Here is a 13,546-nt window from a genome sequence, read left to right as displayed (position 1 = left end):
CTCACGCCCGAGGGCGGTTGCCCCAAGTGCGGCGCCTTGCTCCCCGGGCGCTGGGACAAGGAGTTCCGCGGCCAGATCACCGCTCATCCCTACCTGCCGCGCGGCCGCGCCGCCTCCCTCGCCAAAGCCTGAATCCCGGCGCGGTTGACACCCTGGCCCGCACGTTGGCACGATGCCATGAGTCCATTTGACAGCCGAGGACGCTGGCGACGGAGGAGGTGCTCTGTGATCAATCAATCGCAGGACAGGTTTTCACTTGCCGGGATGCCCATCAACATCAGCAGCCCCGGCGCGGTACTCAAGGTGGGAGGCCCCAAGTTCCTTCGCGACTTCAAGGAGTTCGCGCTGCGCGGCAGCGTGCTCGACATGGCGGTGGGCATCGTGCTGGGCGTGGCCTTCGGACGCATCGTGACCTCGTTCGTGGACGACATCCTCATGCCGCCCCTGGGCCTGCTGCTCGGCCACGTGGATGCCAGCAACCTCTTCCTCAGTCTCACCGGCAAGCACTTCGACACGCTGGCCGCGGCCAAGGCGGCCGCCGCCCCCACGCTCAACTACGGCGTCTTCCTCAACAACATCTTCAATTTTCTGCTGGTGGCGTTCGCCATCTTCCTGCTGGTGCGGCAGGTGAACCGCTTCCGGCGCCTGCAGGAGGCGCCGGCGCCGACCACCAAGGAGTGCCCTTACTGCCTGTCGAGCATCCCGCTGAAGGCCACGCGCTGCGCTCAGTGCACCTCGGAGTTGGGAGCGCCGCCCGCGTCCGCCGGGTAGGCTGCCGCTACTTGTCCTTCTTGTGGAAGATGCCCGGCCAGAACTCGCGCAGGACATTGAAGCCCGCCTGCGCGGCCAGGTTGATGCCAAAGCGCTCGGCCGTCTTCGCCCCCGTCTGCTCGTGCACGGAATAATAGACGTTGGAGAGCGTGGCCGAGGTCAGGCTGCCCAGCACCCGTGAGATGTTGAAGGTGCTGCCCCCGGAGTCGGTGCGGGTGACGAACACCCGGCTGACGGCGTAGCCCACGCGCTCGCCGCCGGTGTATCCCTTCCCTTTGGGGAAGTAGCGCGGGTCCTGGTGGAAGATGGTGGGATAGAGGAAGGTCCCAAAGAAGTTGCTGGAGGCTTCGTCGGCCACCGCCGCCCCGAAACGCTTGGCGTAGCCCTCCCCGCCCTGGCCGTAACCGGGGTTGGTGTCGGCGGCTTGCGAGATCCCGGCCCCCGCCGCCGCCCCGACCACGAAATAGGGATCGACGGTCCGTCTGCCGAAAAGCTCGAATTTCTGCTGCGGCGTGAGCGGAGTGTAGGGCTGGCTGCCGCCGCCGGCCGCCTGCGGTACGGCGGGCGCCGGGCTCGCCGAAGGGGCATCCGGCAGCGGGTTGGGGCCCTGCGCCCATCCCAGCACGCTGGTCAGCAGCAAGAGCGCAGTCACCAGAATCGCGAGTCGGCCACGAGCCATGGTCAGAACACCTTGGTTTCCCGGTGCGACGCGGGTCGAGCACGGGCCGCGCGCATCGCAGTTTTTCCTACCCCTCAAATGCAGGAGTGGAAGTATACGCGTCGAGGGGCGGAAGGGCTAGAACCGAATTGGGAAGGCGTCAGCGCCGCCTGCGGGAAAAGCTGTGCCCGTACTGCTTCATGGGGACGCGCGCCCCTTGGAAGCGCACGCCCTCGGCCTCCAGCCGCAGCCGCTGCTCCAGCCCGGCCTCGCCACGCAGCAGGATGCGTCCGCCGGATCCCACCACCCGCTGCCAGGGCAGCCCGCGGGAAGCGTGCAGCGCCCAGGCCACCTGCCGCGCCGCCCCCGGGAATCCGGCCGCCCGCGCCACCTCGCCGTAAGTGGCCACCCGTCCCCGCGGGATCCGGCGCACCTGGGCTCGCAGCCGCTCCAGCATTTTCATGGTCTCCCAGGGGAACTATCTTGGCCCAGGACGCGTATCCTTGGCTAGCACGACTACGTACCGGAGGTGCGGAATGTTCTGTGAAGGATGTGGCGCCCCCTTGCAGGCGGGCCAGAAGTTCTGTCCTTCGTGCGGACGCCAGTTGGGCATGGCCATCGTCACCCCGGTCGCTCCCGGCCGCGTGGAACGCCACCTTAACCTCCTGGCCATCCTCTGGATGGCGGCAGCGGCCGTTCACCTGCTGGGCGCCGGCATGCTCTACGTCCTGGGCCACACGTTGATGATGAGGGTGGGCCAGATGGCGGGGCCACCGGTAGGGCCGGAGTTCTTTCTGGGCCTGTTCACCGTCCTGGCGGTCTACCTGCTGCTGAAGGCCATCGCCAGCTTCATGGCAGGTTGGGGACTCCTGCAGAAGCAGCCCTGGGCCCGCACCCTGACCCTGGTACTCGGCTTCCTCGAATTGCTGCACGTGCCGCTGGGCACCGCCCTGGGAATCTATACCCTGTGGGTGCTGCTCGCGCCCAACGCCGGCCAGGAGTATCGCGAGTTGCAGCGCGCTCACGCAGCCTAGGCGGTGGAGGTCAGGGCCTTCCTGGCCCGCGGATCCAGGCCGGCGCACAGGCCGGCTTCAGTTCTGCTGCGTCCTGTACCATGGGAGCCCACGGAGGCTCCCATGAAGCCCGATCTTCTCACCAAGGCCCTGCTCACCCTGATCGTCGTCTTTCTCGGCTTGATCGCCCTGCACCCGCTGGCCGTTCCTGCGCCCGCGGCCGCAGCCACACCGCCCAGCGTCTATCCCTTCTACATCGAGCCCGGAACCACCATGGTGCGCTCGCCCGATGGCCGCCGCCAGGTGCTGGGCAAAGTCATGGTGGACATGACCACGGGCAACATCTGGGGCTTCCCCACTCTGAACGCGCAGCCCTATCCCATGGACAGCACTACCACCGAGCCGCCCGTCTCCTCGCCCATCTATCTTGGTCGCTACGATTTCTCCGCCGCTATCCGCTGAGCGCGCGGGAGAGGAAGGTCCTTACTCGGGTGGGGAGAAGCGGTGCGGCCGCACCTTGCCGGTCAGCCCCTTGACCACTAGGTAGAGCACAGGGATGAAGAACAGGTTGAGCAGGGTGGACGCGATCATGCCACCGAAGACGGTGGTGCCCACCGAGTGCCGCCCCGCCTTGCCCGCGCCCGAGGCAATGACCAGCGGCACGACTCCCAGGATGAAGGCGAAGGAGGTCATGAGGATGGGTCTTAGGCGGATGCGGGCGGCCTCGATCGCCGCCTCCAGGGTCGAGAGCCCGCGCTTCTCGCGCAACTGCTCGGCGAACTCCACGATCAGGATGGCGTTCTTGCTGGCCAGCCCGATCAGCATCACCAGCCCGATCTGGCAGTAGACGTCGTTTTCCAGCCCGCGCAGCCACTGCGCGCCCACCGCTCCCAGCAGCGCCATGGGCACAGCCAGCAGAATGATGAAGGGCAGCGAGAAGCTCTCGTACTGCGCCGCCAGCGTCAGGTAGACCACCAGCAGGCCCAGGCCGAAGAGCAGGGCCGCCTGCCCGCCCGACTGCAGTTCCTCCAGCGACAGTCCCGTCCACTCGAAGCTGAAGCCCGGGGGCAGCGTCTTCCGGCTCAGGTCTTCCATGGCAGCGATGGCCTGGCCCGAGCTGTAGCCCGGCCCGGCCGCTCCGTCCAGCTCCGCCGAGCGGAACAGGTTGTAGTGGCTGATGACTTGCGGCGTGGTGTCCTCCGCGACCTTTACCAGGTTGTCCAGCGGGACCATCTCGCCGGTGTCGGAGCGGACGTAGTACTGGCGGATGTCCTGGGGGCTGGAGCGGAAGCGCGGGTCGGCCTGCACGTACACCCGGTAGGCGCGGTTGTTGAAGTCGAAGTCGTTGACGTACTCCGAGCCCATATAGACCTGCAGCGCATCGGCGATCTGGCTCAGGGGCACGTGCATGGCCTTGGCCTTCTCCCGCTCCAGGGTCACCACGAACTGGGGATCGTTGGCGGTGAAACTGGTGAACAGCACCGCGATCTCGGGGCGCTGGCGGCTCCGTCCGATCAGCCCCTGTGCGACCTTGGCCAGTTGCTGCGGATCGTGCCCGGTGCGGTCCTCCAGCACGTACTGGAAGCCTCCGAACTCGCCCAGCCCTTGCACCGCCGGCGGTGAGAAGGCCACCACGTCGGCGCCCACGATCTTGGAGAGCGGGCCGCGCAGCCGCTGGATGATGGCGTCCGCCGAGTGCTCTTCGCTCTTGCGCTTTCCGAACGACTGCAGGGTAGCGAAGACCAGCCCGCGGTTGGGGGCGCTGCCTCCGAAGCTGAAGCCGCTCACCGCGAAGATGCCGATAATGTCTTTTTCCCGGCTCAGCGCTGCCGTCACCTGCTCTTCGATCTTCGCGGTGTACTGCAGCGACGCGCCCTGCGGCGCCTGCACCTGGATGATGAAGTAGCCCTGGTCTTCCGCCGGGACGAAGCCCTTGGGCACCCGCGTGTAGACCAGGTAGGCCGCTCCCAGCCCCAGGAAGAAGAGCACCAGCGCCACGCCCTTGTGCTCGAGGATGCGCCGCAGCGAGGCGCGGTAGGCCTCGGTAGTGCTCTTCACCAGCCGATCGACAGCCGAAAAGAAGGCGCCGTGCGCGTGGGCCCGCCCCAGCAGCAGCGCCGAGAGCGCCGGCGTCAGCGTGAGCGCGTTGAAGGCGGAGATGGAGATGGAGAAGGCGATGGTCAGCGCAAACTGCCGGAAGAGGATGCCGGTGGTCCCGGGGAAGAAGGCCACCGGCACGAACACCGACACCAGCACCAGCGAGGTCGCGATCACCGCTCCCGTCACCTCTTTCATGGCCGCCGAGGCCGCCCGGTACGGGTCCTTCTCCCCCTCGCTGATGTGCCGCTGAATGTTCTCGATGACCACGATGGCGTCGTCCACCACCAGCCCCGTGGCCAGGGTGATGCCGAACAGCGTCAGAGTATTGATGGAGAAGCCCAGCAGCTTGACGAAGGTGAAGGTCCCCACCAGCGACACCGGAATGGTGGCCGCCGGGATGAGCGTGCTGCGCCAGTCCTCCAGGAAGAGGAAGATCACCAGGATCACCAGCCCGATGGCCTCGCCCAGGGTGATGAGCACATCGGCGATGGATTCCCCCACGACGTCGGTGGTGTCGAAGGCGACCTGGTACTTCAGGCCCGGGGGAAAGCTCTTGGAGAGGCGCTGTAGCTCCGCCAGGGCCGCCCGGTCCACCTCCAGGGCGTTGGCGTTGGAGAGCTGAGTGACGCCCACGCCCATGGCCTCGCGTCCGTTGTAGTCCAGCCGGCCGCCATAGTCCTCGGCGCCCAGTTCGGCGTGGCCGACGTCGCGCAGCCGCACCAGGGTGCCGTCAGGCGCGGTCTTGAGGATGAGGTTGTCGAACTGCCCGGGATCGGTGAGCCGCCCCACCGCGCGCACGCTGATCTGGTAGGCCTGGGTCGGGGGCGCCGGCTGCTGCCCCACCTGCCCCGCCGCCACCGGCACGTTCTGCTCTTCCAGCGCATTGACCACGTCGGTGGCGGTCAGCCCGCGGCTGGCCATGCGCACCGGGTCCAGCCACAGCCGCATCGAGTACCGCCGTTCCCCGAAGATGAAGACGTCGGCCACTCCCGGCACACGCTTGAGCGCGTCGCGCACGTACACGTCCAGGTAGTTCGAGATGAACAGGTTGTCGTAGCGCTTGTCGTCCGAATAGAAAGCGGCGGCGAAGACGAAGTTGCTGGAGCTCTTGGTGATGATGACGCCGTTGGTGCGCACCTGCCCGGGCAGCCGCCCCTGCGCGATGTTGACCCGGTTCTCGATGTCCACCGCCGCCAGGTCAACGCTGCGGTTGAGGTCGAAGGTCACGGTGATGTTGCTGGAGCCGTCGTTGCCGCTGGTCGAGGTCATGTACTTCATGCCCTCGACCCCGTTGATCTGCTCTTCCAGCGGGGTAGTCACCGCCGACTCCACCGTCTGCGCGCTGGCCCCGTTGTAGAAGCTGCTCACCGAGACCTGCGGCGGCGCCAGGGTGGGAAACTGCGCCACCGGCAGCGTGGGCACCGACACCGCCCCCGCCAGGATGATCAGCAAGGCGCAGACGGTCGCGAAGATCGGCCGCCGGATGAAGAAGTCAACGAACATGGATCTGCCGTGCCCTGAAACAACGAGAACTTACTGCGCCGCCGTGACCGGCGCCCCGTCCACCAGGCTCTGCCCACCGGAGACGATAAGGCGGTCGCCGGGCTGCAGGCCCTCCAGCACCACGTAGTCGTTCCCCACGATCTCGCCCAGCTTGAGCGGCCGTTGCCGCGCCACCAGGCCCTTGCCGCTGGGCTCGGCGACGAAGGCGAAGTACTGCCCGCTCAGCCGCTCCACCGCCAGCACCGGTACCACCGGCGCCTGCCTCGTCCCCCAGACCGCCCGCGCGCGGATGAACTGCGCCGTCCGCAGCTTGCCCTCGGGATTGGCGAGGTTCGACTTCACCAGGACGGTCTGCGTCTGGTTGCTGACCTCGGGCGAGATGAAGTCCACCTTGCTCCGGGCCACCACGTTGTCCCCGGAGTCCAGGATCTCCAGCGGCATCCCCAGCTTGAGCTGCGCGGAGCGCTCCACCGGGACCTCCACGTAAGCCTCGAGCGGGCCCGGCTTGTCCACCGTGGTCAGCACGGTCGAGGTGGTGACCCGGTCGCCCACCCGCACCGGGATGTCGCCCACAATGCCCGCCGTGGGCGCCACCACCTTGTAGTAGTGCAGTTGTACCTGCTGCTCCCGGACCTGCGCGTCCAGCGCCCGCAATTCCGCTTCTGCCGAATCCAGCGCCGACTTGGCCGAGTCCAGGTCCTGCTTGCTGGCCACCTGCGCCTCGTACAGACCCTTGGTGCGCTCGTACTGCTGGCGCGCGTAGACCACCGCCGCCTGCTTGGCGGTGCGCGTGTCTTCCTGGCTGCGCACCGTGGCCTGCTGCTTCAGCGGGTCGATCTGCATGAGGGGCGCGCCCGCGGCCACCCGGTCGCCCGAGTGCACGTAGATCTCGACCACTTGGCCCTCGACCTGCGGCATCAGCACGGCCGAGTTGCGCGATTTGAGCTGGGCTACGTATTCCGTGGTGTCCTGGATGGTGACGGAGCGCGCGGCTTCGATCGTGACGGGCGTGGCCGGCGGCCCGCCTGCGTTAGGATCGCCTTGGCGGGAGCAGCCCGCGGCCAACATCGTCACCACCACGGCCAGCAACAAGCCCGTCATCTTCCCGGATTGCCGCTCGATCCTCGCCATTCTCCTGTACCCTACCACTTCCCTCCCCCTCGCGCGAGGGGTCGGAGTACCGCGCCGAGGCTGGACGCGCTACAATCCGCGAGCGGAGGTGCCCCATGAGCGCAACTGCCGGCCAGCGCGTTCAGCCCATCGCCATCCAGGATTTCGTCGCCGAACTGCACAAGCTGCCTGCCGCCGCCTTCGGGAACACCGCTCCCGTGCTCGCCTTCGCCCGCGAGCATCCCGTCCTGCCCGCCAGTCTCGAGCCCTATTTCTTCTGGGACAGCCAGCACTACACCCGGAACCTGATCGACAAGACCGAGCTCTACGAGCTCATCGCCATCTGCTGGGAGATCGGACAGGCCAGCTCCGTCCACAACCATCGCGAGCAGAACTGCTGGATGATCGCCCCCATCGGCCGCCTCCTGGTGCAGAACTACCGCGTCCTCTCCCAGGACCTGAAGGCGGGCAAGTGCAGCATCCAGAAGACCGATCAGGTGGAGATGGACGCCTCCAACCCGATGGCCGTCAATCCGCTTGAGCCGGTGCACTCCGTCTGCAATCCGCGCGAGTTCCAGCAGCGCGCCGTCACCCTGCACATCTACTCCCGCCCCTTCGACACTTGCGACGTCTACTCCGAGGAACAGCAGACCTGCGGCACCATCCGGCTGCACTACAACTCGGTGGGCGGGGTGCTCACCGGCGCGCATTGACCTCGGCGCAGCCCCCGCCTAAGATGCCAACCCATGCCGCCGGCCGTGCTCGCCCCGGTTCGTTCCATCTTCTGCGCCTTCGTCTCGACCATCGTGCCGGAGGCCGCCGCCTGCGACGAGTCCCAATGGGCGGAGGTGGAAGCGCTGGTCGAAGAGGTGCTGCGCGAGCGCCCCGCTGCGCTCCAGCGCCAGCTCCGGATCGCGCTGCGCTTCCTCCAGTGGCTGCCGGTGCTGCGCTTCGGACATCGCTTTACCGCGCTTGAGCCCACGCGCCGCGCCCGCTGCCTCACCCGCTTGGAGAACCACTCTCTCCAGTCCGTCCGCCTGGGCTTCTGGGGCTTGCGCACGCTGGCCCTGCTCGGCTACTACGGGCGCCCCGCCGCCGCTCGCGCTATCGGCTGGCGCGCCGAACCCCGCGGCTGGGAGGCGGTGCGATGACCCGCCACAGCTACGACATCGTCATCATCGGCTCGGGTGCGGGCGGCGGCACCGTCGCTCAGGAACTCTCCCCGCTGTGCGCCAAGGGCGCGCGCATCCTGGTCCTCGAAAAAGGCCCCAAGCTCCGCGACGACGAGTTCACCGGCAAGGAAGTGGAGATGTCGCAGGCGCTCTACGGCGACGGCGGCGGCTTTCTCACCGCCGACCGCACCATGACCCTGGCCTTCGGCTGCGCCTACGGCGGCTCGACCGTCGTCTATACCGGCACTTCCCTGCTGCCGCCGGAGCGCGTGATCGCGGGCTGGAACGTCCCCGGCCTCACCCTCGACGAGATCACCCGCCGTGCCGCCAAGTACAAAGAGCAGAACAACGTCCACCCGCTTCCCGACTCCGAGATCAACCAGAACAATCGCCTGTTCGTGGAAGGCTGCCGCCGCTTGGGCTACCGCGCCGAGCAGTTCCCGGTGAACATCAAGGGATGCCGCGGCTCCAGCCTGTGCAACCTGGGCTGCCCCAACCAGGCCAAGCTAGGCACCAACCGCGTGCAGCTTCCCGCCGCCGAGCGCAACGGCGTGGAGGTGGTCACGCGCTGCGAGGTGCTGCGCCTGGGGGAGAAGAAGGTCTTTGCGCGGGTGACGCCCAAGCCGGAAGGCGCGAAGGGCCAGCCTTCCTCCTGGGCGCCTGGGGACTACGAGATCGACGCCCGGGTGGTGGTCGTGGCCGCCAGCGCCGTCAACTCTCCCGCCCTGCTGCTGCGCTCCGGCCTGGGCGACGGCTTGCCCCGCTTGGGCCACGGCTTCACCTGCCATCCTGCTTTCATCCTGGTGGCTGAGCACCCGCAGCCCATCACCAACTTCGTCGGCCACCCCAAGAGCTACTACCTCGACCAATTCGCGGAGAGCGAGCGCTTCGTGCTCGAGACCTGCATGTACTTCCCCTTCATCACCGCCAAGAGCCTGGAGGGCTTCGGGGAGGCGCACAGCTCCTTCCTGCGCGCCTTTCCGCGGCTGCAGATGATCCTGGTGCTGGCCTGCGACCACGTGAACGAGCACAACCGCGTCAGCGTGGACCGCGACGGCCGCCCCGTGGTGCACTACCGCTTCACGCCCGAGACAATGAGGGGGCTCATCCGCGGCGCTATCACCTCGGCCAAGATCTTCTTCGCCGCGGGCGCGCTGCGTGCCCACGTCCCGGTCGCGCAGGATCCTACCGTCGAAACCTGCTCGCCCGAGCGCCTGGAAGAGCTGGCTAAGACCTGTGCCGTCGTCCCCGGCAAGACCTCCATCTCCGCAGCCCACCTGCAGGGGGGCTGCGGCATGGGACGCAGCCCGCAGGACTCGGTCACCGATCCCAACGGCCGCGTCCATGGCCAGCCCTGGCTCTTCGTCGCCGACGCCAGCCTCTTCCCCAACTCGGTCGAGATCAATCCCTACTTGACCATCATGGCCCTCGCCGACCGCGTGGCCGAGACCATCCGCCAGGAGGCGGCCTCCCTGCTATGAAGATGACCGGCGGCGACATCGCCGTGCGCGCCCTGGAAGACGAAGGCATCGAGTTCACCTTCGGCATCCCCGGCACCCACAACATCGAGCTGTACGATTCCCTGGCCCGCTCCGCCCGTGTGCGCCCCCTGCTGGTCACCGACGAGCAGAGCGCCTCCTTCATGGCCGACGGCTACGCCCGCGCCTCCGGTAAGCTGGCCGCGGTGAACCTGGTGCCCGGCGCCGGCTTGACGCACGCCATGTCGGGCATCGCCGAAGCCTTCCTCGACGGCGTGCCCATGCTGGTGCTCTCCTGCGGCATCCGCCTGCACACCACCAAGGGCTACCAGTTGCACGACGTCGACCAGATGGCCATCGCCCGCCCCGTCACCAAGGCGCAGTTCCGTCCCGCGCAGGGGTCGGAGATCTACGCCGCCATCCGCCGCGCCTGCCGTCTCGCTCTCACGCCGCCCTTCGGCCCGGTGATGGTCGAGGTCCCCGTGGACCACTACCTCACCCGCCACGAGCCCGGCTTCGAGACCGCACCGGAAGCCTTGGCGCCGCTGCCCGCGCCTCGCCCCCAGCAGCTCGATCAACTGCGCGCGCTGCTGACGGCCAGCCGCCACCCGCTCCTCTATCTGGGCGCCGGCGCCGCCGCGGCCGGGCACGACCTGGTCGCGCTCGCCGAGTGCCTGGAAGCGCCCGTGACCACCAGCATCCAGGGCAAGAGCGTCTTCCCCGAGGATCACCCGCTGTGGCTGTGGTGCGGCTTCGGAGAGGCTGCGCCTCCCTTCGTGCAGAAGATCGTCTCCGGATGCGACCTCACGCTGGCCATCGGCTGCCGCTTTTCCGAGGTGGGCACCGCCGGCTACGGCGTCGAGCCCCGCGGCCCGCTGGTGCATGTGGACGTCGATCCTGCAGTGCTGAACAGGAACTTTCCCGCCGAGCTTCCCATCGTCTCCGACGCCGCCGCGTTCATCGCGGCCCTGCTGCCCTCGCTCCCGCCGCGCGGCCCCGACCCTGGCCTGCGCGAGTCCATCCGCGCCGGCCATGCCGAGGTGTGGGAAGGTTGGGCTACGCCGCAGGACGCCGGCCGCGTCTGGCCGCCGCTTCTGTTGAAGACGCTGCAAGCGGTGTTAGGCCCCGACGTCGTCTACTCCACCGACAGCGGCAACGGCACCTTCCTGGCCATGGAATGCCTGCGTCTCAAGAACCAGCGTTCTTTCCTGGCGCCCGTGGATTATTCCTGCATGGGCTATTCCCTGCCCGCAGCGCTGGGCGCGGCGCTGGCCTGCCCCGGCCGCCCCGTGGTCGCGCTGCCCGGCGACGGCGCCTTCCTCATGACCGGCCTGGAACTGCTGACCGCCGCCCAGAACCGGCTTCCGGTGATGGTTTTCGTGCTGCGCGACCGTGAGCTGGCGCAGATCGCGCAGTTCCAGCAGACCGTCCTCGATCGCAAGACCTGCAGCGAGCTGCCAGGCTACGACCTGGCCGCGCTCTGCCGCGGCGTGGGCGTCGAGTGCCTGGCGCTCGACAGCAACGCCCAGGTGGAGGGCGTGGTGCGCAAGGCGGAGGCGGTCGCGCAATCGAAGCGCCCGGTGGTAGTGGACGTCGCCATCGACTATTCCGAGAAGACCTACTTCACGCGCGGCGTGGTGAAGGTCATGGCCGCGCGCCTGCCGCTCGCCGACCGCGTGCGCTTCCTGGCCCGCGCCCTGGGCCGGAAGCTCACTTAGTCCGTCCCAGCCTCCTTGACCCTCGCCTCCTCTTTCGTGTAGTTAGAGGTCTTCAGGAGAATCGTATGCGAACCCTCACTGCCTTCCTGCTCAGCCTCTTTCTCTCGCTCGCCGCTTTCGCCCAGTCCGCCCAGCACGGCGTCCTGACACAGGACATGGACCGCAAGGCTGATCCCTGTACCAATTTCTTCGACTACGCCAACGGCGCCTGGCGCGCCCAGAACCCCATCCCCTCCTACATGGACCGCTGGAGCCGCCGCTGGCAGGCGGGCGAGAACAACAAGGAGCAGCTCAAGGACATCCTCGAGCCCATCGCGCAGAAGCAGGACTGGACCAAGGGCAGCGTCGATCAGCTCATCGGCGACTACTACGCCGCCTGCATGGACGAGAAGCGCGTGAACGAGCTCGGCTTGGCGCCCCTCAAACCGCTGCTCGCCGACGTCGATGCCATGAAAGGTCCCGCCGACGTGCAGCGCATGATCGAGCGCCTGCACGACCTGGGCGTGACCGCTCCCTTCGGACTTTACGGCGCTCAGGACAATCACAATCCCACGCAGGTGATCGCCGACGTGTACGCCAGCGGCCTGGGCCTTCCCGACCGCGACTACTACCTGAAGCCCGAGCAGCGCTTCCAGGACGCGCGTGCCAAGTACCGCGTCCACCTCGCCAACATGTTCAAGCTGGCGGGCTACAGCGAGGCCGACGCCCAGGCCGCCTCCGACACCGTCTTCAGGATGGAAACGGATCTGGCCAAGGCCTCGCTCGACAACGTCGCCCTGCGCGATCCCAAGGCCACCGACCACAAGACCAGCATCGCGGACCTGCAGAAGATGACCCCGCACTTCGACTGGACGGCGTACTTCGCGGCTACACACATCCCGCCCGAGGCCCTCAACGTCGATCAGCCCGCGTTCATGGCGGAAGTGGACCGCCAATTGCGCGAGACCCCGCTGGCCGACTGGAAGACCTATCTCAAGTGGCAGCTCCTGCACGCCGCCGCCGACTCGCTCTCCGCCCCCTTCGTCGAGGAGAGCTTCAACTTCTACGGCCGCTACCTCTCCGGCGCCACCGAGATGAAGCCTCGCTGGAAGCGCTGCGCCGAATCCGAAGACCAGTTGCTGGGCGAGGCGCTGGGGCAGGCGTATGTCAAGAAGTACTTCCCGCCCGAGGCCAAGAAGCGCACCCAGGAGATGGTGCAGAATTTGCTGCTGGCCATGAAGCAGACCATCCAGGGGCTGGAGTGGATGAGCCCGGAGACCAAGAAGAAGGCCCTGGAGAAACTAGCCACCTTCAACGTCAAGGTCGGCTATCCCGACAAGTGGAAGGACTACAGCCACGTCCCCATCTCGCGGGACTCCTACTTCGACGACGTAGTGGCCGCCAGCAGGTTCAACGTGGACGACGACCGCGCCCAAATCGGCAAGCCGGTGGACCGCGGCCGCTGGGGCATGACCCCGCCCACCTCCAACGCTTACTACAATGCCCAGCTCAACGAGATCGTCTTCCCCGCCGGCATCCTGCAGCCCCCCGCCTTCGATATGAACGCGGTCGACGCCGTCAACTACGGCTCCATCGGCGTGGTCATCGGCCACGAGATCAGCCACGGCTTCGACGATCAGGGTGCGCAGTTCGATGCCGTGGGCGCGCTCAACAACTGGTGGACCGCCGACGACCTCAAGCGCTTCCAGGCGCGCACCCAGTGCGTGGTCGACCAGTTCGACCACTACTTCATCGAGCCCGGCATCCATCACCAGGGCAAGCTGGTGCTGGGCGAGTCCATCGGCGACCTGGCCGGCGCCAAGATCGCTTATGTCGCCTTCCACCTGTCCTTGCAGGGCAAGCCGCCGGCGCCCACCCTCGACGGCTTCACCCCCGACCAGCAGTTCTTCATCGCCTGGGGCCAGTTCCGCGGCGACGCCGTCCGCCCGGAGTTCGCGCGCAGCATGGTCCAGGGCGACCCGCACCCGGTCGCCAAGTACCGCGTGATCGGCCCGCTGTCGAACATGCCGTGGTTCGCGAAGGC

The 13,546-nt window shown here is 67.6% G+C and carries 12 protein-coding genes; 8 read left to right on the top strand and 4 right to left on the bottom strand.

Going from position 1 to position 13,546, the window contains the following annotated elements; translation table 11 throughout:
• Positions 1 to 225: 225 nt before the first annotated feature.
• Entirely contained in the window at positions 226 to 771 is a 546-nt protein-coding gene (mscL, locus tag VEG08_07825) for a large conductance mechanosensitive channel protein MscL (protein ID HXZ27896.1), read from the top strand.
• Between the two features lie 7 nt (positions 772 to 778).
• On the opposite strand, the gene VEG08_07820 is transcribed toward mscL, so the two are convergent.
• Complete coding sequence (locus VEG08_07820; GenBank protein HXZ27895.1) at positions 779 to 1,423, bottom strand: hypothetical protein; 645 nt, start codon at positions 1,421 to 1,423, stop codon at positions 779 to 781.
• A gap of 166 nt (positions 1,424 to 1,589) precedes the next feature.
• Positions 1,590 to 1,892 carry an MGMT family protein gene (locus VEG08_07815; GenBank protein ID HXZ27894.1) on the bottom strand — a complete coding sequence of 101 codons (303 nt, stop codon included), beginning with the start codon at positions 1,890 to 1,892 and terminating at the stop codon, positions 1,590 to 1,592.
• A gap of 73 nt (positions 1,893 to 1,965) precedes the next feature.
• On the opposite strand from VEG08_07815, the gene VEG08_07810 reads away from it, so the two are divergent.
• On the top strand, positions 1,966 to 2,463 hold the full coding sequence (locus VEG08_07810; GenBank protein ID HXZ27893.1) for a zinc ribbon domain-containing protein: 498 nt from the start codon (positions 1,966 to 1,968) through the stop codon (positions 2,461 to 2,463).
• A gap of 102 nt (positions 2,464 to 2,565) precedes the next feature.
• A complete protein-coding gene (locus tag VEG08_07805) occupies positions 2,566 to 2,904 on the top strand; it encodes a hypothetical protein (protein HXZ27892.1) in 339 nt (112 codons plus the stop codon).
• A gap of 21 nt (positions 2,905 to 2,925) precedes the next feature.
• On the opposite strand, the gene VEG08_07800 is transcribed toward VEG08_07805, so the two are convergent.
• Entirely contained in the window at positions 2,926 to 6,045 is a 3,120-nt protein-coding gene (locus VEG08_07800; GenBank protein ID HXZ27891.1) for a multidrug efflux RND transporter permease subunit, read from the bottom strand.
• 30 nt (positions 6,046 to 6,075) lie between these two features.
• Positions 6,076 to 7,176 carry an efflux RND transporter periplasmic adaptor subunit gene (locus VEG08_07795; protein ID HXZ27890.1) on the bottom strand — a complete coding sequence of 367 codons (1,101 nt, stop codon included), beginning with the start codon at positions 7,174 to 7,176 and terminating at the stop codon, positions 6,076 to 6,078.
• Between the two features lie 95 nt (positions 7,177 to 7,271).
• On the opposite strand from VEG08_07795, the gene VEG08_07790 reads away from it, so the two are divergent.
• From VEG08_07790 to VEG08_07770, 5 genes are all read left to right on the top strand, one after another.
• On the top strand, positions 7,272 to 7,868 hold the full coding sequence (locus tag VEG08_07790) for a cysteine dioxygenase family protein (GenBank protein ID HXZ27889.1): 597 nt from the start codon (positions 7,272 to 7,274) through the stop codon (positions 7,866 to 7,868).
• Between the two features lie 33 nt (positions 7,869 to 7,901).
• Positions 7,902 to 8,306: a gluconate 2-dehydrogenase subunit 3 family protein gene (locus VEG08_07785; GenBank protein HXZ27888.1), complete on the top strand. Its 405-nt coding sequence runs from the start codon at positions 7,902 to 7,904 to the stop codon at positions 8,304 to 8,306.
• Entirely contained in the window at positions 8,303 to 9,808 is a 1,506-nt protein-coding gene (locus VEG08_07780) for a GMC family oxidoreductase (protein ID HXZ27887.1), read from the top strand. The genes VEG08_07785 and VEG08_07780 overlap by 4 nt, the downstream gene beginning before the upstream one ends.
• Positions 9,805 to 11,523 (top strand): thiamine pyrophosphate-binding protein, encoded by a 1,719-nt coding sequence (locus VEG08_07775; GenBank protein HXZ27886.1) that lies wholly within the window; start codon positions 9,805 to 9,807, stop codon positions 11,521 to 11,523. Before VEG08_07780 ends, VEG08_07775 begins: the two co-directional genes overlap by 4 nt.
• 65 nt (positions 11,524 to 11,588) lie before the next feature.
• The coding region (locus tag VEG08_07770) for a M13 family metallopeptidase (GenBank protein ID HXZ27885.1) at positions 11,589 to 13,546 on the top strand (1,958 nt) is incomplete at its 3' end.

The sequence above is a fragment of the Terriglobales bacterium genome, from assembly GCA_035624475.1.
Lineage (GTDB): Bacteria > Acidobacteriota > Terriglobia > Terriglobales > Acidobacteriaceae > DASPRL01.
This window is presented reverse-complemented; position numbering and strand designations above follow the sequence as displayed.